Raw genomic sequence first — 25690 nt, 5'->3', positions numbered from 1 at the left:
GGGCAGGTCGGCCGGACCCATGCTGGAGATGCGCGAAGAGATCTGGGTGCGCGCATACCAGCTACGGGGTCCGGCCGTACCCGTCACAGCATTACGGACCGGGGCTCCAGGAAGCCCTCAAGGCCGAAGCTGCCGTATTCCCGCCCGAGCCCGGACTGCTTGAACCCTCCGAACGGGGACAGCTGTTCAAAGCCGCCGTTGACGGACACCCGGCCCGCCTCCAGGCGGGACGCGATGCGGCGTGCTCGCGCGGGGTCGCCGGAGAACACATAGGCGTGCAGGCCGTAGGTGGAGTCGTTGGCGATCTCGACGGCATGGTCCTCGTCGCGGTAGGTGATGACTGACAGGACCGGTCCGAAGATTTCCTCGCGTGCGATCGTCATGTCGTTGGTGACGTCAGCGAACACCGTCGGTCGCACGTAGTACCCGTCGGAGAGTCCTTCGGGGCGATCCGGGCCGCCCACGACGATCCGGGCGCCTTCCTCGATACCGCGGTGGATGTAGGACTGGACGCGTTCCCACTGCCGCTGGCTCACCATCGGGCCGATGCCGGTCGTCGGGTCGCTCGGGTCGCCGACGGGGTAGTCGGTCGCCACCTTCTTGGTGATGAGTGCGAGGACGTCGTCGAGTTGGTTCTCCTGGACGAGGATGCGGGCGCCGGCGACGCACGCCTGCCCGTTGTTGACGAATCCGGCCCCGAGCGCGCCGGTCACGGCCTCCTCGAGGTCGGCGTCGTCCAGGATGATCGACGGAGACTTGCCTCCGAGTTCGAGCGTCAGGCTCTTCAGCGTGTCAGACGCCTCCCGCATGATAATTTTGCCGACTTCAGTGGAGCCGGTGAAGGAGATCTTGGCGATGTCGGGGTGCCGGTTGATGGTGGTCCCGACGACGTCGCCGCGGCCGGTGACGATGTTGAACACGCCCCTGGGTACTCCGGCCGCGTGTAGTGCCTCGGTCAGGACCTGGGTCTGGGTCGCGCTCATCTCGCTCGGCTTGATGACGGCGGTACAGCCGGCGGCCAGTGCGGTCGCGAGCTTGTCGGAGATGAAGAATGCGTCGGAGTTCCACGGCATGATCAGGCCGGCAACACCGATCGGCGCCATCTCCACGACGGCGTTGCCTACCTGCCGGATGAACTCGAAGTTTTCCAATGTCTTGATCATGTCGGTGAACACGCCGGGGATCGAATCGACCAGGTACGAGTTGCGGACTGGTCCGCCGTACTCCACTACGACGGCTTCCCGGATGTCGTCCAGTCGCGCGGCGACCGCGTCGTGAAGTCGGCGCAGCGCGTCGATCCGCTCTTCTCGGGACGTCGCGGACCACGTCGGCAACGCGCGCTTCGCGGCTGCGACAGCGGCCTCGGCGTCCACCTCGTCGGCGAGCTGGACCTGTCCGATCACTTGTCCGGTGGCGGGGTTGTGTAGGTCGAAGAGTTCCGTGCCGTGCGGGGTGACGAACTCGCCGTTGATGTAGATGTTGTTGATCACGTTGTGCTCCATGGTAATTGTTTCCTTGGTTTGTTCGACGCCGAACTCGCCGGATGAGCCGGCGGTTGTGTGATCGGCGACCATCGGAGTTGTCGAACGATGCCGGGTCGAACTGGGGCGGGCCGCAACGCTCGCCGGGGCGGGCATCAGGACTTCCAGCCGGCGTAGAGGGAAGCTACGCACGGCGCGACCGATTACAGAGATTCGAGCTATTCGGGTGGCGCCGAGGATGCTGCCCGCAACTGCTCGTCGTCGAACACGATCTCGACCAGCGGGCTGCCCGCGAACCACACGTCGAAGGTCTGGCGCTGGCTGACCCGCGCCGCGACGTCGGGCCGGTTCTGCAGGTCGAGGACCGCGGTGATCACCCGCCGCCGTGTCTGCTCGTCGACCGGCACCGCAGTAGCGGGCAGGTCGGCCGTGACCCCGTGCTTCAGATGAACCATGAACCGCGGATTGGCTCGCAGGTTCGCGTACCAACTACGGGGAACAGGCATGCCGGTCAGGTACCAACGGCCGTCGACGCGGTGCAACCAGATCTCGTTGCGGCGGGGAATACCGGTGCGTCGGCCCAATGTCGTGATTTCGATCGTGCGCTCGTCCCGGGAGGAGTCCGGCCCGACGGCGAGCGCACGGATGACGGCGTCGTCCACGGCCATAGTCGCGCTACCGCTCGTCGTCGAGAGGGACGTGGCGACCCTTGCCCCCGGACCGCCACAGCTTGTGGTATTCCATGTTCTCCCTTGCGGCGGTCAACGGTCGGCCGGCGATCTTCATTACCCGCCCCTTCTCCGTGATGCTCCGGAATCCGTGCCGCGTTCCGGTATCTCCAATACAAGCAACGCCGCGACACCGGGGCTAGCGCGATCGTCTCGGGTGGCTGCACAATCCTCTTCGCCCGGGCGACCGTCAGGGCAGCGCGGCAGGGGCGAGGGCGGCGCCGTCCCGCATACGTGCCGCGTCAACGCTGGGCGGAGCACCGAACTGGCGCCGGTACTCCCGGCTGAACTGGGACGGATTGTCGTACCCGACACGATGGCCGACGCCGGTGACATCGTGCGGACGGCTCGCCAGCAACAACCTCGCCGCCTGCAACCGGATGTGCTTCTGAAACTGGATGGGAGACATCTCCGTCACCGCCTGGAAGTTCTTGTGGAAGGCGGAGACGCTCATGCCGGAAAGCTGCGCTACTTCCTCGACCCGAAACGGCCGGCTGTAGTTTTCCCGGATCCACTGCACAGCACGTCTGATATGTGCCAGGCTGCTGTCGGCCAGGCCGAGCTGACGGACGATGTCACCTTGTTCCCCCGTCATCAACCGCCAGAGGATCTCGCGCTTGACCAGTGGGACCAGTACCCTCCGGTCCCCTGGCCGGCCGAGTAGGCGCAGTAGCCGCACGATAGCATCGAGCAACTCGTCCGGCGCGTCGCTGACCACGATTCCCGGCCGTACGCTGCCAGGAGACCTCGGTAGCTCCCCCGGACCAGCCTGCAACAGCAGCTCCGCGATGGCGGCGGGCTCCAGAGTCATCCCGAAACCGAGCGCAGGGTGCCCCGGGACGGCATCGACGAACTGTCCTGTCACCGGGATGTCGACCGAGGCGACGAGGTACTGACCAGCGCCGTACTCGTGGATGTGGTCTCCCACTGCCAGACGCTTCGAGCCCCGGGCGACGACCGCCAGCACCGTCCCGGACATCGAGGAGCCCGGCGAAACGGTACGGTCGGCCGCACAGATCCGGACACCGTCGATGGCAGTGGTCAAATCGGGACGCGCATGCCGTTGCAGCAGTTCGACAAGCTCGTCTGCGGACATGTCACCAGTGCAGCACGGAACCCGCGCCGGCCGCCCGGCCGCTGGAGGATCGTGCAAGGATCAGAGAGTTGCGTGCAACGTGGTGGGGGCGGAAGGTCCCAGAGCCGACCCCGCTGCGCAGGCGTGGCGTCGCCCGGCGATCCGAGCCGCCCCAGTTACCCTCAGGCGTCGCCCGGCGTCAGCGCCGACACGGACACTGCACGAGCGCCTGCAGGACGAGGTGAGCTTGATGACCTCGCGGCCTAGCTAGAAAGTGTCTTCAAAAGATCTTGGATATCGGATGACGTAGCGCGTGGTTCGTCGTTACGAGTTGTCTGATCTCGAGTGGGAGAGGCTGATCCCTGGGTCAGCCGGTGAGTTCGTCGACGGCGAACCGGTGCCGCCGCCGGTAGATCTGGACCCAGACGGTGCTGATGCCGGCCAACTCGTCTCGGCTCAGCGGAGCCGACGCGGTGTCGGGGCGGCGCAGGGCGGCGAGCACGGCGACGCGATCGGCCTCGTAGAGCTGACGGCCGACGTGGTCCGTCCAGGCACAGACCGCCGCCCGGTACGGCGCGGGTGGCGGCGTCCGCCGCACCTTCTCGGCGGCGCGGCGCAGTGCCCCGAGCAGGTCGGGATCGTCCCGCCCGCCGAACCGCTGATAGACCGACCGTTCGAGCGGGTTGTCGACGTCCAGCCGGACTCCGTGGTCGTGTAGCTGGAATCCGAATTCGGGCGAGGTGTTGTCCGGAGAGATTTCGAGCGCACCGCCGGTCCGCTCGGCGCTCTCGGCGACACCCGCCAGGAACTCGTTGAGCCGGGGAGTGTGCCGGCGGGCCAGTTCCCGGTTGTCGGCCAGGTCGTCGAGATGCGCGCCCTGTTCGTATTGGGCCGAACACCACGGCAGCCAGACGTCGGAATACGATTCGATCATCAGGTCGATCTCCTGCGCGCTGTCCAGCGCCGGGAAGGCAGAGAGATCCAGCGGGTTGCGGCCGGTGTGCGGCCCGGCGTGCGGGGCGGCGGCGAGCACCGCTCCGATGTTGGTGACGTCGTCCTCCACCAGTCGACCGCCGGGATCGGCGTACGCGACGCGGGACGTCACCCGGCAGGTGGCTTGGAACAGGTCGAGCGGTTCGCGTCCGGGCACACCCGCGTCGAAGACGTTGGCGAACGAGCCGTGTGCGGCCCGGTCGTACCCGAACCACGGCACCTCGACCACCCGGTAGACCGCAGTCTCCTCGCCCAGCCGCACCACCTCGCGCAGCCCTCGCTCGGACAGCCGAGCCAGCCAACCGAGCACCGGCTCCTTTTCGACCGTCCACCTGTTGCGCAACGGTGTCCCCCAGAAGTCTTGGCGCCGTCGCCGGCGGCAGCGGGCGTGCCGCACACACTGTGCCGGTACGACCGGCGCGGTGACCGGCGTTGACCGCTTCTTGCCAGGCGTAAGGAAAGGCCCCTTCTTGCCCAGAGAGGGCGACAAGAGGGGGCCGACCGGGTTCCGGAAAGAGGCGAACCCCTTCAGCATCGGTCCCGCTTTCTTGGACCTCGAACTGCCGCGGATTAGGCCATGGTCAAAACACCCGCCGGACCGGGCCTCGTCCCGGCCACCCACGCACCTCACACGGCGACGCTGTGCCATCCGTTGGGAGCCCGGCGACGCGCTGATGTGACCTAGGCCACTTCCCAGCCTCTCGTCCGGTCACCGCCCAGCCGTCCGCGGCGGTCCCGAACCGGCCGGACCTGCGGACTCCCGCAGATCCGGGCCTTCTTCCGGGCCGTACTCGACCCCCGGTACGCCCACCGCGCCGGCCGGCGGACCCCGCCGTGTCGGTCACTACTGTTAGCGTCCCCTACGTCGTCGATCGCGGGCGATATCTCCTTAAATTTGGCTGATTCTCCACTACGGAGGGTATTTCCTGATGGGCTGGCTACCGGTGGGAGACTCGCACGAGATCTCCCTCGTGGACGGAAAGGTGACGGCTCGGTCCACCGGCCTGCGGGCCACCGGCCGCCCGCTGAAGACCCTGCCGAAGGTGTTGCGCGACAGCCCCGAGGTGGACCGGCTACGCCAGCTCGCCCAGTGGCTGGACCGGCACACGGCCGAATGCCTGGCCCGGATCGACGCCTGGGTGGTGTCCTCGCTGCCGGTGCCGACCGGGCTGCTGGCCCGGGTCTGGCCGGACCCGAGCTGGCAGGACGCGCTGCGCGACCTCGTGGTGCTCGGCGACGATCCGGCCGAGCCGGGCTTCCTGCGAGACGTCACCGACACCGGTGACCTGCGTATGGTCAACCTCGACGGGGAAACCATCCGGCGCTCGCCGGCCAGCGCCACGCTGCCCCACCCGGTACGCCTGACCGACCTGACCGAGCTGCGCGAGTTCGCCGGCGAACTCGACATCACCCAGCGGATCGAGCAACTGCACCGGGGCACCTGGAGCAAACCGACCGATCTGAAGGACCGCGACACCACGATCACCGACTTCCGTGGTACCGCGGTCCCCAACCGGCTGGCCGCCCGGGCCGCCACGCTCGGCTTCCGGGTCTCCGGCTCGCAGGTCACCTGCCGGGTCTGGGAGGCCGGCCGCACGGTCGAGGCCGCCATGTCGTTCGACGAGGACTACTGGGATTCCGAGGCGACCCTGGGCGCCCTCTCCTGGTCGCTGGTGGACGGACCGACGCTGCGGTTGACCGAAGTCGGGCCGGTGGCGTGGTCGGAAGGAATGCGGATGGCGACGGCCCTGTCCGGCGTCGCGACGAAGACGGGGAAAGCGGCGTGACCGGGATGACGACCAGGTCGGGCGAGCAGACGGCGGAGAGCCTGCTGGCCGCCGGCGCGGTACTGCCGACCGACACCGCCGGGGCCGGCGATCGGGCGGCACCGCTCACCGCCCGTACCTACCGGCACCCGGCCCTCGGCGACCGGCTGGTGGTCCGCGTGGTCGACGCCGTACTCGGGGAGGGCGAGGACCTCGCCGTCGAGTTCCTGGGCCTGGCAACGGCTGCCGAGCCTGCCGTCGTCGGGCTGGGTCCGCGCCGATCGCTGGCGTTTCCGGAGTGGGTGCTGGTACACCACCCGGCGGACGGCCGGCACGCGTTGGCGGTGGTGCCGGAGTTGCAGAAGCTGGCCAAACAGGCACGGTCGCGGCCGAAGGCCGCCCTGGACGGGCACCAGGCCATCGCCGACCGGTTCGCCCGTACGCTGCCGCACTTCCTGCCGACCTTCTTCGAGCAGGCGGCGCGGCTGTTTCTCGCCGCCGGGCAGGACACCTACGCGACGCAGTTGTTGAACAAGGCGCGCAAGGCGGAGGCGCAGCACGGCCTACCCGTCGACCTGGACCGGCTGGACGAGGTCTACCTGGAGTTCGCGTCGGCCAAGGTGGTCTCCGCGACCGGCTTGGCCGGGTACGCGAAGGAACTCTCCGCCCAGTTGCCGGCCGACGAGGCGCTGGACCGGTTCTGCCGGCTGGCGCTGCGGGCCGCGGCCGCCGGTGTGGTTCCGTCCGTGCAGTCGGGCAACGCGGTGAAGCGGCTGGTCCGGGCCGCCGGTAAGGCCGGCGCCGATCGTGAGGCGGCCTACCTGACCGAGGTACTCCGGCTGCCGGTGGCCGCCCAGGCGCCGGCCGGCTGGTGGAAGGCACACCTGCCGGCGATGAAGGCGCTGGCCGGCCGGGACCCCGCGATCCGGGGCAGCCTGCTCGACCTGATGCCCACCGACCGCGACAACCTGACCGGCTGGCTGGCCCTGCTGTCCGACACCGGTGCGCTCGCCGGACTCACCGGCCCGGAGGTGCCGGACACGGCCCGGCCGCAGGACGGCTCCGTCGGCTGGCTGCGCCGCTTCGTGAGCCGAGCCGGCTCCGGCCACTACCGCCGCCGAATGCCGGAGCTGTACCCGCTCGTCGAGCGGATGGCCGACCGACTCCGCGCCGAACTGACCGACAACGGCGAGACCCTCGCCGCCGACGGCGACCTGGACCTGTGCGACCTGCTGCTCCTCCTCGACGTGCCGGTGGCTCCGCCGAAGGACGACTCCGTGGACCTGGCGCACTGGGTCAAGACCGAGGGAGAACGGGAACTACTGGCCGTGGCCGGCGACGACCGCTTCGTCGGGGCTCTGCGCCGGAGCCTCGACCAGCTCGACGGCCAGCCACACGCCCTGCGCCGGGTGGCCGAGGCGGCCGGCATCCGGCCGATGCTGACCGACTGGCTGGGGGCCCGGATCCGCCACCGGTTCAACACCGGTCTGCCGTACCTGCCGGAGTCGGTGGACTGGCTGGGCAGGCTCCCGGTCGAGGCGGTGCGCCTGGTCTCCGACGACCTCCCCCAGCCCGGTGAACCCGGTGCGGGCGGCGACCACGGGCAGGCCGTCCGGGTCGACCTCGCCGAGCACGTCGCCCGGAGCCTGCGTGGCGGAATCATCGACGAGTTGGGCTGGCCGGAGTGGGAGCTGGCCTGGCAGGAGGTGACCGGCGGCGACCACCGGGTCGAGTGGACCTGGCAGGAAGCCTGGCCGTACGTGATCCTGGCCGGGCCGACCACCGTACGCGTGCTCGGCGCGGAGGGCATCGTGCTCCGCCACGACCTGCGCATCCCAACCGGCGACATGTGGGGCAAGCCCGACTACCACTACGTCGACGGCCAGCTCCTGGTCCACTGGCGCTCCAGGTCGCTCGGCTACGACCCGCGCGGCTACTGGCACTCCTCGCCCGACGAGCCACAGCCCATCCAGGACGGCCAGCGGCGCGGGCACGAGATCACCCTGCCGCTGCCCGGTGGCGGACGGACCACCGGCGACGGTGTGCTGCACGTCGGCGACACCGTGGTCCCGTCGCAGCGGCCGGTCATCACCGACGGCACCTCGTACTGGGTCCAGGACCACAGCGCGGACGACGGCGGCTACGGCTGGCGCGAGTACGACCCGGTCGGCAACACCCACGGCCGGCGCAGCCTGCCCCGGTTCCTGGCCGACCTCCCGGTCGACGGTAGCCAACTCCGGAAGTCGGACAGCTGGCTGCGGCCGGCCCTGTCCGACCGGGCCACCCCGGCTGCCGTCCCGGTGGACGGTCTACTCGGCTGGCGGGTCGTCACCCTGCCGGACGGCTCGGTACGCGGCGAGGACCTGGCCGGTCGTACCGTCACCGTGGCCCCGGGCCAGGAGCCAATCGCGGCGCTGGTGCTGCCCGGCGACGACCGACCGCGGGCCGTCCTCAAGGGTTTCGTCCTGGTCGACCCGGACGGGGTGGTGTCGGCCGCCGCCGGGCCGCCGTCCAGCCGGGCCTACGCCTCCGGCACGGTTCCGCCGCCGGGACATTCGTTCCTCGGCAACATGCTGCCTCGGGACCCGGCCGGCTCCGCCGCCCTGCGCCGGATGGACCGGGACACCGCCGCCGCGCTGCTCAAGGTCGCGCTGGACGAACGCCGCGCCGCCCTCGCCGAAGCGGCTGCGCGAGCCGCGGCCCAGGCCTCGACCCGCGCCGGGTCGGCCAGGGCCCCGCACGCCACCACCGGCCTCCGCACCGCCGTACCGGCATCCGGGGTCGGCGCACCGGTCGGCGGCTCCGGACCAGCCACCACCGGGGCCACCGCCGACGAGGACGACACGGACGCGCTGGTCGAGCTGGTCCGCTCGACGTTGCCGGCGGTCGGCCACGAGGCGATGCTGGCCGGGGTGGTCGGAATGCTGCGGCTCGCCGCCCGGGTGTGCACCGACCTGGAAGCGGTGACCGAGCGGCTCAACACCTCGTTGTCCGCCCCGAAGGCGGTGCCGCCGGTGGCCATCGCGACCGGCCCCACCGACGAGCAGCTCGCGTCGGTGCTGGACGGTCTCCGTGGCTCGGTCTACGGGGCGAGCGGCTCGCCCCACGTCTTCACCCAGTTCCATGCGCTGGCCACCCAGCGGGCCGCCACCACCGGAAGCGAACCCGCCGTACGGCTGCACCTCGACGGACCGTCGCTGCCGAGCGCTCTGGACTGGTCGCCCCTGCTCGACGGTGTCGCGGCAGTCGCCTACCGGGCCGTCGCGGCGGTCACCCCGGACGAACACCGGGAGACGCTGCGTGCTCTGCTCACCGAGCTCGACCGGCTCGACCTGAGCGGGGCGGCCGAACCGTCCCGGTGGCGCCGGTTCACGCTGCACCTGCTGGACGAGGACCTGACCATGCCCGACGGGACGCGCCGGTACCCTGGGCCGGGCCTCCTGCCGGTCTCCGACGGGGCGTTCATCGCCGTCCTCAACTCCGGCGGCACGTCCACCGGCTACACCCACGGTGCGCTTTACCACGATCCCGCCGGTGTCTTCGCCGTGCCCGAGCCGTACACGGTGCAGTCCTCGGCGTCGGTCGGTGACGGCCGGCCGGCCGGCTGGCTGGACGGTTTCCTGACCGAATGGACCGCGCGCGGGCCGCTACCCTGGCGGCCGGAAGCGGCCGAGTCGTTCGCCGAGCTGACCGGCGTCACCCCGACCGCCGCGAAGCTGGTGCTGGCCGGCCTGCCGTACGCGGACTCGGCGAACACCGTGCCGGTCGAGCTGCGCAAGGCGCTCGGGGTCAAGCAGGTCGGCGAGGTCAAGCTGGCCTTCGGCATGCTGAACGAGGCCGGGCCGGAGCTGCGGCGTGCCGTGGTCTCGGCGCTGCTGCCGGACGACCCGGCCCGGTTGTGGACCGACGGTCCGGACGTGGCCGCCGCGGCGGCGGTCTGGAACACCGCCCTGGGACGCCGGGTGGTGGTGCCCGAACAGCTACTCGCCGAGGCGGTCCGCGCGGTCCGGTCCGGCTGGGGGCCCGCGAAGGCGTTGCCGGCGCTGCTCGACCCGGCCCGCTCGGCCGAGCTGAGCACCGACCTGGTCTTCCGGATCAAGGGCGACCGGGCCCGGCAGGTCGGCGGCCGGGCAGTGGGCTTCACCGGTGAGGTGCTGCGCTCCACGGTCTCCCTGGCCGCCTGGGTGGCCCACCACACGCCGGCCGGCGACCCGTGCCGGGCCGCGCTGCCGGCCGCGCTGGCCGCGATCCGGGACCGGCTGGCCAACCGCGAACTGCTGCTCGACGTTGACCAGTACGTCGGGCTGTCCGAGTTCCGGCAGGTGGCGGGCACTCCGTCGGAGACCGGCCCCGGCTGGGAACGGTACGGTGCCATCGTCCTGGCCACCTACGACGACCGGCCGTCCCCGGCGTTGCGGCCGGACCTGCTCGACGCCGACGGGACGGACCCGTACCTGCCCGCGTTGCGCGGGGACGCGGCCAAGCCGTACCCGACGGAGGTGGCGCTGCGGCTGGTCCGCGACCCGCGGTTCGCGGCGCTGCTCGGCGACCCGGGTGAGCCGGTCGGCGGCGCGCTTTCGGAGGTCGGGACGTGGTGGCCGCAGGATCCGACCCGGTCGGTGCCCGACCTGGTGGCCGAGGTGAGCACGGAACACGGCCTCGGCGTCGACGCGGCGGCGGTGTACCTGATGCTGCTGGCCATGCCGGATCCGACCGACCGCAACACGGCGAAGTGGACCGGTTGGAAGCCGGCACGGTTGAAGGCGGCTCGCGCCGAGTTGGCTGGCACCGACCTGGTCGTCGCGGCCACCCGGTCCCGGGCCGGCCGGTCGCTGTTCCTGCCCGGTCGATGGCTGGAGCGTGGCAGCGGGCAGGCACCGATCGAGGGCTGGAAGGTCGCCCTGTTCGACCTCGCACCCGACGGTACGGCCGGGCTCGGCGTGACCGTGCCGCTCGAACCGGCCGCCGAACTCTACCGGCGGGCCTGGCAACGCATCCGCGACGGTGAGCGGCCCCGCTTCGACAGCCTGCCCACCGGCCGCACCCGCCGCTGACGTCAACCCCGCAGGCGGTGCGTCCGCGACGACCGACCCGGCCGTTGCGGCGCCGTCCCTGTCCCGCACGTCCCATCCGAACCACAGAGAGATCGAGGAATCCCGTGACCGTGACGGAACACGTCCGCCCCACCGCGGTGCCGGAGACCGCCGCCCAGGTCCTTTCCGCCGAACAGCGGTACGCCGACGAACTGGCCTTCCTGGCCGCGTACGACGGCGGAGCCCGGCCACCGGGCTGGGCGCTGACCCCGCGTGCCGTGGTCACCTTCGTCCAGGGCAGCGACGGCGAGGTGTTGAAGCTGCCCGCCGACCGGCGTACCGGTCCGGACGGCACCGAGCTGCCGGCCAGCATGACCATCCCGGCGAAGTTCGTCGGTGAGCGGAGCCTGGTCGAGCGGTGTGTGATCACCCTCGCCGGTGAGCGAGGGCTGCTGCTGGTGGGCGAGCCCGGTACCGCCAAGTCGATGCTCTCCGAGCTGCTGGCCGCGGCGGTCTGCGGCACCAGCGCGCTGACCGTGCAGGGCACCGCCGGCACCACCGAGGACGCCTTCCGGTACGGCTGGAACTACGCCCTGCTGCTCGCCCAGGGCCCGACCCCGCAGGCGCTGGTCGACTCGCCGGTGCTGACCGCGATGCGCACCGGCCGGGTGGTCCGGATCGAGGAGGTGACCCGCTGCCTGCCCGAGGTCCAGGACGCGCTGGTGTCCATCCTGTCCGACCGGCGGATGAACGTACCGGAGCTGGTCGGCACCGGGGACGGTCTGATCCGCGCGATGCCCGGGTTCACCGTGATCGCCACCGCGAACCTGCGGGACCGGGGCGTGTCGGAGATGTCCTCGGCACTCAAGCGCCGGTTCAACTTCGAGACCATCCACCCGATCTCCGACGCGGAGACCGAGACCGACCTGGTCCGCCGGCAGGCCACCGCCGCCGTGCAGCGCGCCGGCGCGGCGTACACGGTGGACGACGCGGTGCTGGACGCACTGGTCACCGTGTTTCGCGACCTGCGTTCCGGCCGGTCGGGCGAGAACTGGGACGTGGAGCGGCCCGGCACGGTGATGTCGACCGCCGAGGCCGTGCAGGTGGCGGTGTCGCTCGGACTGGCCGCCGCGTACCTGCCCGCCGGGGACGCGCTCGACCTGGTCCCGGGGCACCTGCTCGGCGTGGTCCGCAAGGACGACGAGAACGACCACGCCCGGCTGCTCGGCTACTGGGACGGTCCGGTGCGCCGCCGCGCCGAGGACGGCTCGGCGATGTGGCGCCGGCTCTGGGACCTGCGGGAGAGCCTGCGGTGACGACCCTCTCCAGTTCGTCCATCGGTGCGGCTGCCCTGGCCGCCGTACCCCGGACCGTCGATCCGGCGCCGGCCGATCCGCGAGCCGTGGTCGAGACGCTCGCCGATTCGGTCCGGCCGTACCTGATCGGGGTGCGGCACCACAGCCCGGCCCTCGCGGCGATGGTCCCGGCCCTGCTGGACGCCGCTGGGGCGGAGGTGGTCTGCGTCGAACTGCCGGCCGACTTCCAGCACTGGCTGCCGTATCTGTCCGACCCCGCCGCCCGGGCCCCGCTGGCCCTGGTCGGCAGCCACGGCACGGACGGGCCGATGGGCTTCTACCCGTTCGCCGACTTCTCGCCGGAACTGGCCGCGATCCGCTGGGCCCGGCAGCGCGGTGTCGAGGTGGTCTGCTGCGACCTGCCGCTGACCGACCCCGGCTGGACCGCAGACGCCACCGCCCCGGCCACCGACACCGACACCGACACCGACCCGATCATCGACGCCGACCCGGCCATTGACGCCGACACCGAGCCGGCCGCCGGGTCCGAGTCGGCCGCGAGTTCAGAGCCGACCGCCGGGTCGGAATCGACCGCCGGGTCGGAATCGGCTGCCGGTGGCGATCCCGCCCCGGACACCGGTGCACCGGTGTCCGGCCCGCGCCGGTCCGGCTACGCCGCCGCGTTGGGCGCCAGCAGCACCGGCCGGGAGGGCGACGACCTGTGGGACCGGGTGGTCGAGGTGCGTGCCCCGGGCTGCCCGCCCGAGGCGGTCCGCCGGGCGGCCCTCGGCGTCGGCTGGGCGATGCGTACCGACAGCGCCAGCGGCGACGACGTGCCGGCCCGGGACCTGGCGCGCGAGCGGCACATGCGTCGGGTGCTGGCCGAGGCCGGCTCGACCGGTCGGCGGGTCGCCGCCGTCGTCGGCGCCTTCCACGCCCCGGCGCTGCTCGCTGCGGCGTCGACCGACGTCGGCGCCGACGACCGCCCGACGCGGGCCGCAGGCACGGTCGGCGGCACTGCCCCGGAGTACACCGTGGACGATGGCGGGGATCGGACGCCCGGCCCGATCGGCGGCGATCCGGCGGCGGCCGCGCCCACCCGGACCGGCGCCGCCCCGTCCGCTCCGGTCCGGTCCGTGACGACCCGGCCCCGGCCGGCCACCACCGGCGACGACGGCGACGACGGCGACGACGGCGACGGTACGGCGATCACCTCGTTGGTGCCGTACGCGTTCGACCTGCTCGACTCCCGTTCCGGCTACCCGGCCGGGATCCGCGACCCGCGCTGGCAGCAGTCCGTCTTCAGCGCCGGCGGCGACCCGGAACGGATCCGGGCCGCCGCCGCCCGGGCGGTCACCGACCTGTGCCGGGAACTCCGCTCGGCCGGCCATCCCGCCGGAACCGGCGAGGCCGCCGAGACGGTACGGCTGGCCGACGACCTGGCCCGGCTGCGGAACCTGCCCGCCCCCGGCCGTGGCGAGGTGCTCGAGGCGGTGACCACCGTGCTCGGCCAGGGTGAACTGCTCGGCCGCGGTCGAGCACTGGCCACCGCGCTGGAGACCGTGCTGGTCGGTGCCGAGCGGGGCCGCATCGCCCCCGGTACGCCCCGGTCCGGGCTCGGCCCCGCGGTCGAGGCGGAACTCAGCGCGCTGCGGCTGCCCGGCCCGGACAACCCGAAGTCCCGCGAGTTCCGGCTGGACCCGCTGCGCACCGAGCTGGACGGGCGGCGGGAGATCCTGCTGCAACGCCTCCAGCTCTGCGGCGTCGGCTACGGCGAGCCGATCGCGGTCTCCGGCACCGGCGACGGTGCCGCCCTGACCACCCGCTGGCAGCTCGCCTGGACGCCGTCCGTGGCGGCCCGGCTGGACCTGGTCGGCGTACGCGGGGTGACCGCTGCGCTGGCCGCGGCCGGTACCCTGCGGGAACGGTTCCACCGGGAGGCCGCCGACGGTGGCTCCACCGCCGCGCAACTGCTCACCGGGCTGCGCGACGCCGCCCGGTGCGACCTGCCCGAGATGGTCACCGACCGGCTCGAACTGGCCGCCACGGTGCTGCCGGACACCGGCGCCCTGCCCGAGTTGCTGGCCGCACTGGACCTGCTGGAGGCGCTGCGCCGGGAACACCTGCCCGGCACCACCTCCGCCGGCCGGGCCCGGGCGGCCGAGCTGGCCGTCGTACTGCTGGACGCCGCGGTACGCGGGCTGCCCGGCCTGGCCGGCAGCGACGTTCCGGCCGATGCGGCCGCACTGGTCGACCTGGCGGTGCGGGCCGGCGAGGATCGGATCGGGCTGCGCCTGGACGAGGCGCTCGGTCAGCTGGCCCGGACCGGTTCGTCGCTGATCCAGGGCGCCGCCCTGGCCGCCCGGGTGCTGCTCGACCTGGCCGATCTGGAGACCTTGGGCAGCCGGGTGGCCGGTTGGGTCGACGCGGCGACCGGACCGGATACCCGACGACACCTGCGCGGGCTGCTCGGTGGGCTGCTCACCGCGGCGCACCCGCTGCTGCAGTCCGCCCCGGGCGCGCTGGACCCGCTGCTGGAGCGGATCGAGCGGCTCACCGACACCGAGTTCCTGGACCGGCTGCCGGCGCTGCGTGGCGGGTTCGACGTACTCACCCCGGCGGCCCGGGACCGACTGCTGCACACCGTCTCCGATCGGCTGGCCGACCGGCTCGACCTGACCCTGCCCGCCTCGCCCGAACTGCTCGCCCGCTGGGCCGCCGCCGACGGGGCCGGCCGGGCCGCCCTGGTCGCCCGCAACATCCCGATCCCGGGCACGCCGACCGACTCCGCCGACGCGCCGGCCGGCTCCGCATATGCGCCGACCGGCACCGACGCCCTCGATACGCCGACCGGCACCGACCCCCCGGCCGGCACCGACGCCGAACCCGGCTCGGACGACACGTCGGCCGCCCAGCTCTCCCCCACCCACCGCTGGCGACTGCTGCTCGGCCGTCAGTCCGACCGGTTGCCGACCGACGCCCGCCGCTACGCGCGCGCCCTCGACGAGCTGTACGGGGCGGGCCAGGGCGAGGGCGTCATCGACCTCGGCCAGGCGGCCGGCGGTGGCCAGGAAGCCTCCTTCCCGACCGCGCGCGAGTGGGCCGACGAACTCGAGGCGCTGTTCGGCGCCTCGGTACGTGAGGAGGTGATCGCCCGGGCAGCCGAGAACGGTCGTACCGACGTGCTCACCGAACTCGACCCGGCCGCGGTACGCCCCTCGATGGAACTGCTGACCTCGGTGCTGTCGCTGGCCGGTGGCCTGCCCGAGGGGCACCTGGCCAAGCTACGGCCGCTGGTCCGGCGGCTCGTCGACGAGCTGACCAAGCAGTTGGCCACCCAGCTGCGCCCGGCGTTGACCGGGCTGACCAACCCGCGCCCGTCCCGCCGTCCCGGCGGCCGGATCAACCTCGCCCGGACGCTGCGGGCGAACCTGGCGCACACCCAGCGGCTCGGCGACGGCCGGACGGTGGTGGTGCCGGAACGCCCGGTCTTCCACACCCGGGTCCGCAAGGAGGCCGACTGGCGGCTGGTGCTGGTGGTCGACGTGTCCGGCTCGATGGAGGCGTCCGTGGTGTGGTCGGCGTTGACCGCCGCCGTACTGGCCGGGGTGCCCACGCTGTCCACCCACTTCCTCGCCTTCTCCACCATGGTGGCCGACCTGACCGACCGGGTCGACGACCCGCTGTCACTGCTGCTGGAGGTACGCGTCGGCGGCGGTACGCACATCGCCGCCGGGCTGGCCGCCGCCCGCGCACTGGTGACGGTGCCGAGCCGCACCATCGTCGCGGTGGTCAGCGACTTCGAGGAGGGGTACCCGCTGGCCGGGCTGCTCGGCGAGGTGCGCACGCTGGCCAGTTCCGGCGTACACCTGCTCGGCTGTGCCGCGCTGAACGACAGCGGAGTGCCCTGCTATTCGGTACCGGTCGCCCAGCAGCTCGTCGCGGCCGGGATGCCGGTCGCCGCTCTCAGCCCGCTCGAACTCGCCCGCTGGGTGGGCGACCGCGTACGCGGAGGATCACGTTGACGCCACGCACGCCCACCACCACAGACGCCGACCGGCTGCCGCCGGTGCTGCCGAGGGTCGCCGCCGCGGCGGTGGCGGCCCTGCCACCCCGGCTGCACAAGCGGCTGGACGCCACCATCGAACGGCTGGCCGGGGTACCGGCCGACCGGATCGACGGCGGCGTGTCGGTCTACTGCGGCCCCGAGGCCCTGGTCACCCTGACGCCCGGACCGACCGGCGCGGTCACCGACCCGGAGCAGGCACGGTGTAGCTGCCTGTTGGCGCCCCGCTGCCTGCACCGGACCGCCATCCTGGTCGCCTCTCCGGTCGCCGACCCGGCCGCGCACCCCGACCCGGCGTCCCGCACCGCCACGTCGTCCACCCCGGGCGGCACCGGCGCGCCCACCGGGCGTAGGGGCAGGTCCGGGCGTACCGGAAAATCGGCTGGCGCGGACGGGGCGCCCGCCGGCCGGAGCACGGCGCCGACAAAGGCGCAACGGGCCGCCGCCACCGCGCTGTGGCGGGCCGCCGCCGCGGTGCTCGCGGCCGGCGCGCCGGCCGTCGGCGCGGTTCCCCAGGCCGAACTGCTGCGCGCCGCGCACAGTGCCCGGCTGGCCGGACTACCCCGAGCCGAGAGCGCCACGCTACGGGCGGTACGCGGCCTGCGCGCCCACCGGGAACGACAGGCCGGTCACCGGCTGGCCGAGCTGGTCGACGTGCTGCACGACCTGCTGTACGTGGCCGGCCGGCTCGCCGCCGGCGACCCCGATCCAACGCTGGTCGGCGTCCTCCGCCGGACCTACCAGCCGGACGGCACCCTGGAGGTGTACGGCGTCTGCCGGGAGCCGGTGATCAGCACGACCGGGTACGCCGGAGTGGTCACCCACCTGATCGCGGCCGACGGGCGCCAACTCTCCTTCAACGACGTGAAACCGGGCGGCCCGGACCGGGCACGGGACTGCGCCCGGGCGGTCACCGAGATGGGCGCGATCGCGGTCAACCACGCGGTGCTGGCCCGCGGCGGTCTGCGGATCACCGGTACCACCGTCTCCCCCGACGGCCGGCTCGGTGCCGGCAAGGGGGTCCGGGCCACTCCGCTCGGCGGGACCGACTGGTCCGTCGGCCCGCTGGCGGAGCTGTTCGCCCGCCCGCTCGCCGAGGTGGTGACCGCCCAACTCGCCGCCGACGACCCGGAGGATCCGGGCCGGGCCGGAACGGCACTGGTCGGATGTGACCTGGTGGTGGTCGGTGCCGTCGGTGACCAGGTGCTGGCCCGCGAACTGGCCGCCGGCACCGAGGCCGGGCCGCCGGATCGTACGCCGGTGCCGGACGGGCCGGTGATCCGGTTGGTGCCGGTCAACCCCCACCCGGCGCTCGCCCACGTGGCGAACCTACGACGGCTCGCCTCCTGGCCGGGTCTGCGGATCCGGGTGGTCGGCCGGCTGGACCCGGCCCGGCCCAGCACGTTGCACCCGCTCGCGGTCGGCCCGGTGCCCGGTGCTGTCACGACGTTGCGGTTGCCGCCGGACTGGCACGGCCGGGCCGACCTCGGCTACGACCAACTCCAGGGCGGCCACCTCCCGCCGCGGGACCCTACCGCGATGGCCCAACCGGTGCTCGCCGCCGGCGTCGATGCGGTTGCGGAGTCCCCGCTGTGGCGGGTCCGCCGGCTGGTGGAACTGGCCGTCTCCGGCGGTCGGCGCGCCGTCGGCGAGGCGGCTCGCAGCGAGGGCGCCGAGCTGGCCGGTCCGCTGCGCCGGGCCGGCTTCACCACCGCCGCCACGGTGGCCACCGCGCTCGCCCACGAGTCCGACCGGCGTGGCCGGGACGTGTTCGGCCGACTCGCCGATCCCGACCCGGACCGGTACGCCTGGGCCTGGCTCGCCGCGACCGCCCACCTCGCCGCCACCGAGCGGACGCTGATCCGGTCCTCCTGGACCGACCCACCCGTCGGCTGAACTGTTCACGACCGACCGAGCTTCGACACCGTCCGGATCGGTGCCATCCCGCGGCGACATGACGCCCGGGCCCGTGGTGTGGAACCACGGGCCCGTACGGTCGATCAGGTTGCCCGGGCGGGGTACGCGGACATCTTCCAGGTGCCGCCGGGACGTGCGGTGGTGGACGAACCTGCGGTCAGGGCGTGACCGCCAGGATCTCCACCGGTACGGAGTCCACCCCGACCAGCCCGGTCGAGTCGAAGACCTCCAGCCACACCGACCAGGTGGTGGTGGTACTTCCACTCTCCAGCAGCACAAGCTCGGCGGTGAAGTCCGCGCAACTCTTCGGCAACACCACGTCGTTGTCGAGCGGCCCACCGGTCGGCACCGCGCTGCCCTGGCAGAGCACCTTCTTGACCCCACCGTTGCCGTACGCGGTCCACCGGTAGCGGGTTCCGGCGATCGCCCCGTCCTCGGCGTCGGTGCCGGTACCGGCGAACGCGATCGGCTCTGGTTCGCCGGCGCTGGTCAGCTTCAGCGCCGACGCCGGCTGGACGATCGTGGCGGTCGGCCGGGACTGCCCGGCGGGCACCGCCGCCACCATGAACACGCGCTGCGCACTGGGCCCGCCCGCCGTGAACGTCACGGTGTACGTCCCCGGGGTCACCAGGTTGGCCGGCAGGCTGGCCTGGTGGCCGGACTTCTGGAGTACCACCGTGTCGCCCCGGCGGACGGTCCAGGACGTCTCCGCGTCCGGCACCGGGTTGAAGGTGTCGGGGTCGACGGAGGTGCCGACCAGACTGACCGACTGACCGGCGGCGAGCGTCAGCCCGGCCGGCGGCGAGACGATGGCCGCCTCGGTCGGGCTGTCCAGCACCGTGACGGTGACCGCCGCCGACCCGGTGCGGCCCAGGCTGTCGGTGGCGTTGGCCGTGATGACGTGCGTGCCGGCGGAGAGCGAAGGCACGAACGTCATCGACCCCTCGCCCAGCTCGCCGTCGAGGTTGCTGGTCCAGGTGAGCGGGATCTCCTTGCCGAGGAAGTCGGTCGCCGTACCCCACAGGTCCACCGACTGGTGCACGCCGAACTGCTGCTTGGTCTTCGGCGTGGTGATGCTCACCGAGGGCTTCTCGACCTTGACCCCCAGCGCCTTGGCAACGGCGGACAGGGCGTCGACCCGGCGCTGGCTGCCGGTCACCTTGGCACCGAGCCCGCCGACGTGGGCGGTGCTGTTGAGGATGTCGCGGACCTCGGCGGAGGTCAGGGTCGGATCGGCGGCCCGCACCAGGGCGGCGACCCCGGCCACGAACGGCGCGGCCACGCTGGTGCCGCAGGTGCTCTTCGTCGCGTTGTTCGCCGGGTTGCCGGGGTCGGCGAGGGTCCGGACGCACATCGGGCCGTAGATCTCCACCGAGGTGTCGAGATCGCTGGTGCCGAAGTTCGATCCGCCCGACACCGTCGCGTCCGTGTTCATGCCGCCCACACAGATCACCTGGGGGCTCTCGCACGGTACGTGCAGGGTGGCGGCGTCGATGTTCAGGCTGTCGTTGCCGGCGGAGGCGACGATCAGCGCCCCGGTGTCCCGGACGCGCTTCATCCGCCGGTCCGTGAAGTGGCTGGCCCACGCCTTGCCGATGTTCACCTGACGGCTGAAGCTGAGGTTGACCACGTCCGGGTGGGTCGCCTCGGCAGCCTTCTCCAACCGGCGCAGGACCGTCCAGTAGTCGATCCCGTTGCGGACAGCGACGAGTTCCTCGACCACCGGTCCGGCCGGTCCGGCGGTGCCGTAGTCGTTGTCGACCCGCCCCATCCCGGCGAGCGTCACGTCGGTGGCGTGCCACGGACAGGCAGCGCCGCCGGTGCAGTCGTTGACGTTGGGCTCGCCCCACTCCGCCCCGTGCAGCGACACCTTGGTCGGGAAGTCGGCATTGGACTTGAACCCGCCGTCGAGCACCAGGTACGTCACCTGCTTGGTCAGCTTGCCCTTGGACTGGAGTAGCTGCCAGGCCGGCGCGACCCCGATGTCCATCGCCCCGCCCGCGCGCATGTACGACCAGTCGAAGACGTTCTTCGCGATGTCGGGAGCCTCGAACACCTCGCCTCCGGCGATGCCGGACGGCTCCACCAGCCAGTCGAGAACCAGCTCGGTCCCGGCCCGCCACTCGGCTGCGGCCAGCGCGAGAAGCCGCAGGGTCCGCTCGTCGCCGACCCGGTACGCCCCGGACTGACCCGGCTCGGCGGCAAGCAGGTCGGCGACCAGTCCCGCCGGGTCGGCGAGGCTGGCGTCGACCCGTACCAGATGGTCCTGACCCTGCTCGTCCGGCGCGAACGAGTCGAGCACCTGCCCGTCCCAGCGGGCCAGGAAGGCATCCAACGCCGCCTGGTCGGCCACCCGCACCATCACCTCGTCGAGTACCAGGCCGGCCGGTGCGCCGTCTGGTCCGGCCACTACCCCGATCTCCCGGTTGGTGCCAAGCCGACCGACCGGGTCGAGCGGCAGCCGTGGTGCGGACAGCCGCTGGTCGACCCGGAAGGCCAGCGGTTCCTCGCGGGTCGTGCTGGCCGGGCCGCCGGGTACCGTCGCCGCGGCGGCAGCGTCCGCGGTGGTGTTGGCGACGAGCCCACCGGCGAGCACCGCCACCACGGCGGCGGCCAGCAGCCGGCGTGGGCCGGCGACCGGATGGCGGGCGGAACGTGTCACAGTCATGGGCGTCTCCTCGATCTCGTCGGTGCGGTGACACCGGTAGGAGCCCGAGCGGGTCGGCATGCCAACAGAAAGACCCCAGGAAGTTTTTTCTTCGTTCTACTGGACCGGTCGACGAGCGGTGGAGCACTGATGGATACGGCGGCACCGGACGACCGGACACTGGTCGAGGCGATGCGTCGAGGCGACCGGGCCGGTCTGGAAGGGCTGTACCGGCGGTACGCCGACCGGCTCTACACGTACGCCCGGGCGATGCTGCGTGAGCAGGAGGCGGCGGCGGACGCGCTGCACGACGCGTTCCTCGTCGCCGGCCAGCGCATCGACCAGCTCCGCGACCCCGACCGGCTGCGCCCCTGGCTCTACGCGATCGTGCGCACCGAGTGCCTCCGGCAACTGCGGGAACGGTCCCGCTCCTCGCCCCTGGAGGAGGCCGACGAGCCGGTGGCCGACACCGCCGACCCGGGTACCGGTGTCAACGCCGACCAGGTGCGCGACCTCGTACACCTCGCGACCGCCGCCCTCAACCCCGGCGACCGCGAGGTGGTCCACCTGGCGATCCGGCACGACCTGTCCGCCGTCGACATCGGCGCGGCGCTCGGAGTGCCCACCAACCACGCACACGCGCGGCTGTCCCGGGCCCGGTCACAACTCGAACGGGCGCTCGGCGCGCTGCTCGTCGCCCGTAGCGGCGCCCGGGACTGCCCGGCGCTGGCCGACCTGCTGGACGGCTGGCAGGGCCGGCTCACACCGATCCTGCGCAAGCGGGTCTCGCGGCACATCGACGGCTGCGCCAGTTGTGGTCTGCTCCGACGCGAACAGCTCAACCCGGCGGCACTGCTGTCCGTGTACACGGCGCCTGCGTTCCTCGCCGTCGCCGACACGGTGTGGTCGAGCCTGGCCGAGACCGGCGCGACCGACGCCCCGGCGGACGGCGACGGTGGTCCGGCAGACGCGGTCCACGAGTCAGCGGACGCGACCGATGTCCCAGCCCGCCCGCCGGACGGAGTCGGCCACGCGGCCAGCGACGACGCGACCGGCGGCCAGGCCGGACTCGAGCCGTCTCCCGCCGCGCCGCCAGCCGGACCCACCACCCCGGCGGACGACGCGACAGCGCTCGAACCGGGCCCAGGATCTGGGCAGCAGCCGAGCCAGGAATCCGGAGACGAACCGGGCAAGGAACCCCTAGATGCGCCGGGCAAGGCGTCCGGGGACGAGGCGAATGCCGGGCCAGCGCAGGGGGCGAGCGCGAGGTCCGGCGATGGGCCCATCCCAGCATTGGCCGACGGACCGACTGCGCGGCCGGCGAGCGGCGCGGCGGCGCCGACAGCCGCGGCCCATCCCGTCCGTGCGAGCTCCGACGTGGCGAGCCGTAGGCGGCGCCGACGGCGGTTGGCCGCGACCGCCGGCCTGCTGGTAGTCCTCGCCGTGGGAGTCTGGGCGTTCGGGCCTGACCGACCAACCGCCGGAGAGGCGGCGGCGACCTCCGGTGTACCGGTCGAGAGGTCTGGTCCCCCGGCCGGCGGGCCGTCGCTGCCGGCGGTCACCACCCCCGCTGCCGGTCCGGTAGCCCGACCGACGTCGACGCCCGGCCCGGTCGGCACCGACGGCCCGTCCGTCACCCCGGGCACGCCAGGCGCCGCAGCCGGGAGCACCGGTTCGGCCGAGTCAGCCGCACCGCCCAGGTCGCCGGCCGCGCCGGAACCGGCCGCGTCCCGGCCGACGGCACCCCGGCCAACCGCGCCACGGCCGACCGCCGGGCCGCAGTTGGCCATCGCGTTCACGGTTACGGCGAGCGCGCACGTCCGGTGTGGTCAGGACACCTACAGCCTGGTCGTACAGGCCACCGCCAGTGCTGCGATCGGGGCCGCACAGGTGCGCTGGACGCCAGCCGGGGCCGCCACGTCCAGCCAGGCCATGACCGTGGACGGGTCCGCCGCCCGGGGGACCGTGGGACGGCTGCGCGCGTCGACGCTGACCTGGACGGTACGGGCGACGGCCAGCGACGGCCGTACCGCAGAGACCCCCACGTACCGGCTCACCAACCCGTGCGTACGGCCGGGCTAGCGGTATTTTGTCACCTTCGTAACCTTCGTGGTTCTGTGGCGTTGCGTTCGGCAGATGGTTTGTCGAGCGGTGGGGTGCTGGGTGGTTCGTACGGTGTGTCCGCCGGCTGCGGGTCCGTTGGAGGACTACGCGGCCTGTTTCAACGAGTTGTTTTCCCGGCTGGCGCAGCGGCGTGGGTTTCGTGACTATCTAACCGGTCTGCTGGCGCCGCGGGACCGCAACAAGACGCTGACCGGGCTGGCCGGGTCTGAACCGGTCAAGGGAGCTCAACACGCTGCGGTGCAACGGCTGCAGCACTTCCTGTCCCAGTCCAGATGGGATCCCGATGAGGTCAACCGTCGACGGTTGGAACTGCTGATCAACGACCCGGCGACAGCACCGCACGGGTGTGGTGTGATCGCGATTGACGATTCCGGTGACCGTAAAGACGGGACCGCCCCGGCGCATGTCGGGCGGCAGTCGCTGGGCCGGTACGGCAAGACCGGCAACGGCATCGTCACCGTGACGACGGTGTGGGCCGACGAGCGCGTGTACTACCCGTTACACGCCGAGCCCTACACCCCGGCATCACATTTCGTGAAGAAGCAGGCCGACCCGCAGTTCCGGACCAAGTTGCAGATCGCTACCGACTTGATCCGCAAAGCGCTCGCGGCCGGCGTGGTCTGCCGGGCGGTGGTGGCGGACAGCTTCTACGGCGATCACGATTCGCTGCGAGGAGAGCTGAGTCGTAGCGGGCTCGGTTTCGTCATGGTCCTCAAGCCGTCGCGCGGCTCGTGGCAGTACGGCGCCGAGGCCTACACGCCGAAAGACGCGGCTCGGGCCGTGCCGTGGGGCGGCCCCGACGATCCCGGTTGCTGGCACCCGGTCGCGCGCCGATTCCGTGACGGGCGCACCGAGACCTGGTGAGCCACCGACGCCCGACTGGGCTGGTGGGGACCCGACGGGCACACCCGCCTGGTAATCGCGACCACCGACCCGCAGACCCTGCCGGACAAGGCCACCTGGTACCTGGCGACCAACCTGCCCCGGCCCGGCGGCCCCCACGACATCCCAGACGCGGCACACGAGCCGGCCGGCCTGACCGAGGTCGTGCGGCTCTACGGCATCCGGCACTGGATCGAGCAAAGCTACAAACAGGTCAAAGACGAACTCGGCTGGGCCGACTTCCAAGTCCGCTCCGCCATCGCGATCCGCCACCACCAAACCCTCGTGCACTGCGCATTCTCGTTCTGCTGGGACACCTGGTTCGACCCACCATCCACAAACCACCCCAACGCGACCCCTCCGGACCCGTCAGACGACGACTCCGGGAACTGGATCGACCCGACCCATCCGCCCTGACGAACGGCCCAGTGTCAGCGGCTTCACCGATCAGAAATCCTCCGCCACGTCGTCAGTTCTGGTGGCCCCCTCGCACCGGTGGAAGGATTGATGACCATGACCGACGCTAGACCGCTGGGCGCCGACGAGGCCACGTTCATCGCGGCGGTTCGCTCAGGCGATACGGCGCGGTTCGCGCTCATCACGGAGCGCCACCGGCGTGAGCTGCAGGTGCACTGCTACCGGATGCTCGCGAACTACGCGGACGCCCAGGACATGACGCAGGAGACGTTCCTGCGAGCGTGGAACAAGCGGGAGTCGTTCAAGGGCCACGCCGCGCTGCGGACCTGGCTGTACCGGATCGCGACGAACGTCTGCCTCGACTTCCTGGCGAAGCGCAATGACCGCACACCCGTACCGTCCGGGCTGTCGGACTCCGGCTCCGAGGTGCTGTACCTGCAGCCGTACCCCGACCGGATGCTCCCCGAGGACCCGCAGGAATCGGTGGTGGCGCGGGAGACGATCGAGCTGGCGTTCATCGTCGCCGTCCAGCACCTGCCGCCGCGGCAGCGGGCGGTGTTCATCCTGCGCGACGTCCTCGGCTGGCCGGCGTCGAAGGCCGCCGACGCCCTCGAGCTGACCGTCGCATCGGTGACCAGCGCACTGCAGCGGGCCCGCGTGACGATGCGCGAGCAGCTGCCCGACCGCCGCCTCGACTGGCGCAGTCCCGCCACCCACGAGCTGTCGAACGACGAGCGCGGCGTGGTGAGATCCTACATGGACGCCCATGAGCGCAACGACCTCGACGGGCTGATGTCCCTGCTGCGCGACGACCTGCGCTTCGCGATGCTGCCCGAGCAGGGCACCGTGATCATGACGGCCAAGGACGCGGTGGACGGCTGGGTCTCCGGTGGGCTCTTCCAGCCCGGCTACGACGACTGGCGCGGTATCGCCACGACGGTCAACCGCATGCCTGCCGCCGCGCTGTACCTCCGCACCCCCGACGCCCCGGAGTACCGGCTATTCGCCATCGCGGTCCTGCACATCGTCGACGGGAAGATCGCCGAGCTCACCGGATTCGACGCCACCGACAAACCATGGTTGGACCTGCCCCCGACACTGTGATCACACATGTCCCCATCGTCGACGAGTCCAGCGCACGGGCCGGCCGCACCGAAGTCACCGCGGAATGAGCACCCGACCAACTGAACACCAACGCGACAACGCGAACACCACCGCCCCGCCGGCGTTTGACAGCGTTGCCGGCGGGGCTTCTGTATGCCCGAA

Annotated in this window: 14 protein-coding genes; 9 read left to right on the top strand and 5 right to left on the bottom strand. The window is 72.3% G+C overall.

What is annotated here, in order from left to right:
* Nucleotides 1–83: 83 nt before the first annotated feature.
* From R6Y94_RS38340 to R6Y94_RS38325, 4 genes are all read right to left on the bottom strand, one after another.
* Nucleotides 84–1574, bottom strand: coding sequence for an aldehyde dehydrogenase family protein (locus R6Y94_RS38340; RefSeq protein ID WP_318401591.1), 1491 nt, complete (start codon nt 1572–1574; stop codon nt 84–86).
* A 125-nt stretch (nt 1575–1699) separates the two neighbouring features.
* The gene (locus tag R6Y94_RS38335) at nt 1700–2149 is read right to left on the bottom strand and encodes a nitroreductase/quinone reductase family protein (protein ID WP_318401589.1); all 450 of its coding nucleotides are present in this window, start codon (nt 2147–2149) and stop codon (nt 1700–1702) included.
* 250 nt (nt 2150–2399) lie between these two features.
* Nucleotides 2400–3305: an AraC family transcriptional regulator gene (locus R6Y94_RS38330; protein WP_318401587.1), complete on the bottom strand. Its 906-nt coding sequence runs from the start codon at nt 3303–3305 to the stop codon at nt 2400–2402.
* Nucleotides 3306–3651: 346 nt separating this feature from the next.
* Nucleotides 3652–4587: a hypothetical protein gene (locus R6Y94_RS38325; protein ID WP_318401585.1), complete on the bottom strand. Its 936-nt coding sequence runs from the start codon at nt 4585–4587 to the stop codon at nt 3652–3654.
* A gap of 619 nt (nt 4588–5206) precedes the next feature.
* Here R6Y94_RS38325 and R6Y94_RS38320 point away from each other — a divergent pair.
* From R6Y94_RS38320 to R6Y94_RS38300, 5 genes are all read left to right on the top strand, one after another.
* Nucleotides 5207–6064 carry a DUF4132 domain-containing protein gene (locus tag R6Y94_RS38320; protein ID WP_318401583.1) on the top strand — a complete coding sequence of 286 codons (858 nt, stop codon included), beginning with the start codon at nt 5207–5209 and terminating at the stop codon, nt 6062–6064.
* Complete coding sequence (locus tag R6Y94_RS38315) at nt 6061–11097, top strand: hypothetical protein (RefSeq protein ID WP_318401581.1); 5037 nt, start codon at nt 6061–6063, stop codon at nt 11095–11097. The genes R6Y94_RS38320 and R6Y94_RS38315 overlap by 4 nt, the downstream gene beginning before the upstream one ends.
* A gap of 104 nt (nt 11098–11201) precedes the next feature.
* Nucleotides 11202–12392, top strand: coding sequence for an AAA family ATPase (locus tag R6Y94_RS38310; RefSeq protein WP_318401579.1), 1191 nt, complete (start codon nt 11202–11204; stop codon nt 12390–12392).
* Nucleotides 12389–16396, top strand: coding sequence for a DUF5682 family protein (locus R6Y94_RS38305; protein ID WP_318401578.1), 4008 nt, complete (start codon nt 12389–12391; stop codon nt 16394–16396). Before R6Y94_RS38310 ends, R6Y94_RS38305 begins: the two co-directional genes overlap by 4 nt.
* Complete coding sequence (locus tag R6Y94_RS38300) at nt 16393–18333, top strand: hypothetical protein (protein WP_318401576.1); 1941 nt, start codon at nt 16393–16395, stop codon at nt 18331–18333. Before R6Y94_RS38305 ends, R6Y94_RS38300 begins: the two co-directional genes overlap by 4 nt.
* Before the next feature lie 178 nt (nt 18334–18511).
* On the opposite strand, the gene R6Y94_RS38295 is transcribed toward R6Y94_RS38300, so the two are convergent.
* Complete coding sequence (locus tag R6Y94_RS38295) at nt 18512–21022, bottom strand: S8 family peptidase (protein WP_318401573.1); 2511 nt, start codon at nt 21020–21022, stop codon at nt 18512–18514.
* A gap of 129 nt (nt 21023–21151) precedes the next feature.
* Between R6Y94_RS38295 and R6Y94_RS38290 the strand changes: the two genes are divergently transcribed.
* The 4 genes from R6Y94_RS38290 (at nt 21152) to R6Y94_RS38275 (ending at nt 25528) form a co-directional block, all read left to right on the top strand.
* Complete coding sequence (locus R6Y94_RS38290; protein ID WP_318401571.1) at nt 21152–23083, top strand: sigma-70 family RNA polymerase sigma factor; 1932 nt, start codon at nt 21152–21154, stop codon at nt 23081–23083.
* A gap of 117 nt (nt 23084–23200) precedes the next feature.
* Entirely contained in the window at nt 23201–23989 is a 789-nt protein-coding gene (locus R6Y94_RS38285; protein WP_318401569.1) for a transposase, read from the top strand.
* Between the two features lie 183 nt (nt 23990–24172).
* Nucleotides 24173–24424, top strand: a complete 252-nt coding sequence (locus R6Y94_RS38280) for a hypothetical protein (RefSeq protein ID WP_318401567.1) — start codon at nt 24173–24175, stop codon at nt 24422–24424.
* Between the two features lie 96 nt (nt 24425–24520).
* Nucleotides 24521–25528, top strand: coding sequence for an RNA polymerase subunit sigma-70 (locus tag R6Y94_RS38275; RefSeq protein ID WP_318401565.1), 1008 nt, complete (start codon nt 24521–24523; stop codon nt 25526–25528).
* Nucleotides 25529–25690 lie beyond the last annotated feature (162 nt).

It is taken from the genome of Plantactinospora sp. KLBMP9567, assembly GCF_033446045.1.
GTDB lineage: Bacteria > Actinomycetota > Actinomycetes > Mycobacteriales > Micromonosporaceae > Plantactinospora.
This window is presented reverse-complemented; position numbering and strand designations above follow the sequence as displayed.

Bases quoted from the DNA above. Each gene is read 5' to 3' on its own strand.
- R6Y94_RS38330 (WP_318401587.1), bottom strand. From the start codon at position 3,305: ATGTCCGCAGACGAGCTTGTCGAACTGCTGCAACGGCATGCGCGTCCC.
- R6Y94_RS38320 (WP_318401583.1), top strand. From the start codon at position 5,207: ATGGGCTGGCTACCGGTGGGAGACTCGCACGAGATCTCCCTCGTGGAC.
- R6Y94_RS38290 (WP_318401571.1), top strand. From the start codon at position 21,152: ATGGATACGGCGGCACCGGACGACCGGACACTGGTCGAGGCGATGCGT.
- R6Y94_RS38295 (WP_318401573.1), bottom strand. From the start codon at position 21,022: ATGACTGTGACACGTTCCGCCCGCCATCCGGTCGCCGGCCCACGCCGG.
- R6Y94_RS38340 (WP_318401591.1), bottom strand. From the start codon at position 1,574: ATGGTCGCCGATCACACAACCGCCGGCTCATCCGGCGAGTTCGGCGTC.
- R6Y94_RS38335 (WP_318401589.1), bottom strand. From the start codon at position 2,149: ATGGCCGTGGACGACGCCGTCATCCGTGCGCTCGCCGTCGGGCCGGAC.
- R6Y94_RS38275 (WP_318401565.1), top strand. From the start codon at position 24,521: ATGACCGACGCTAGACCGCTGGGCGCCGACGAGGCCACGTTCATCGCG.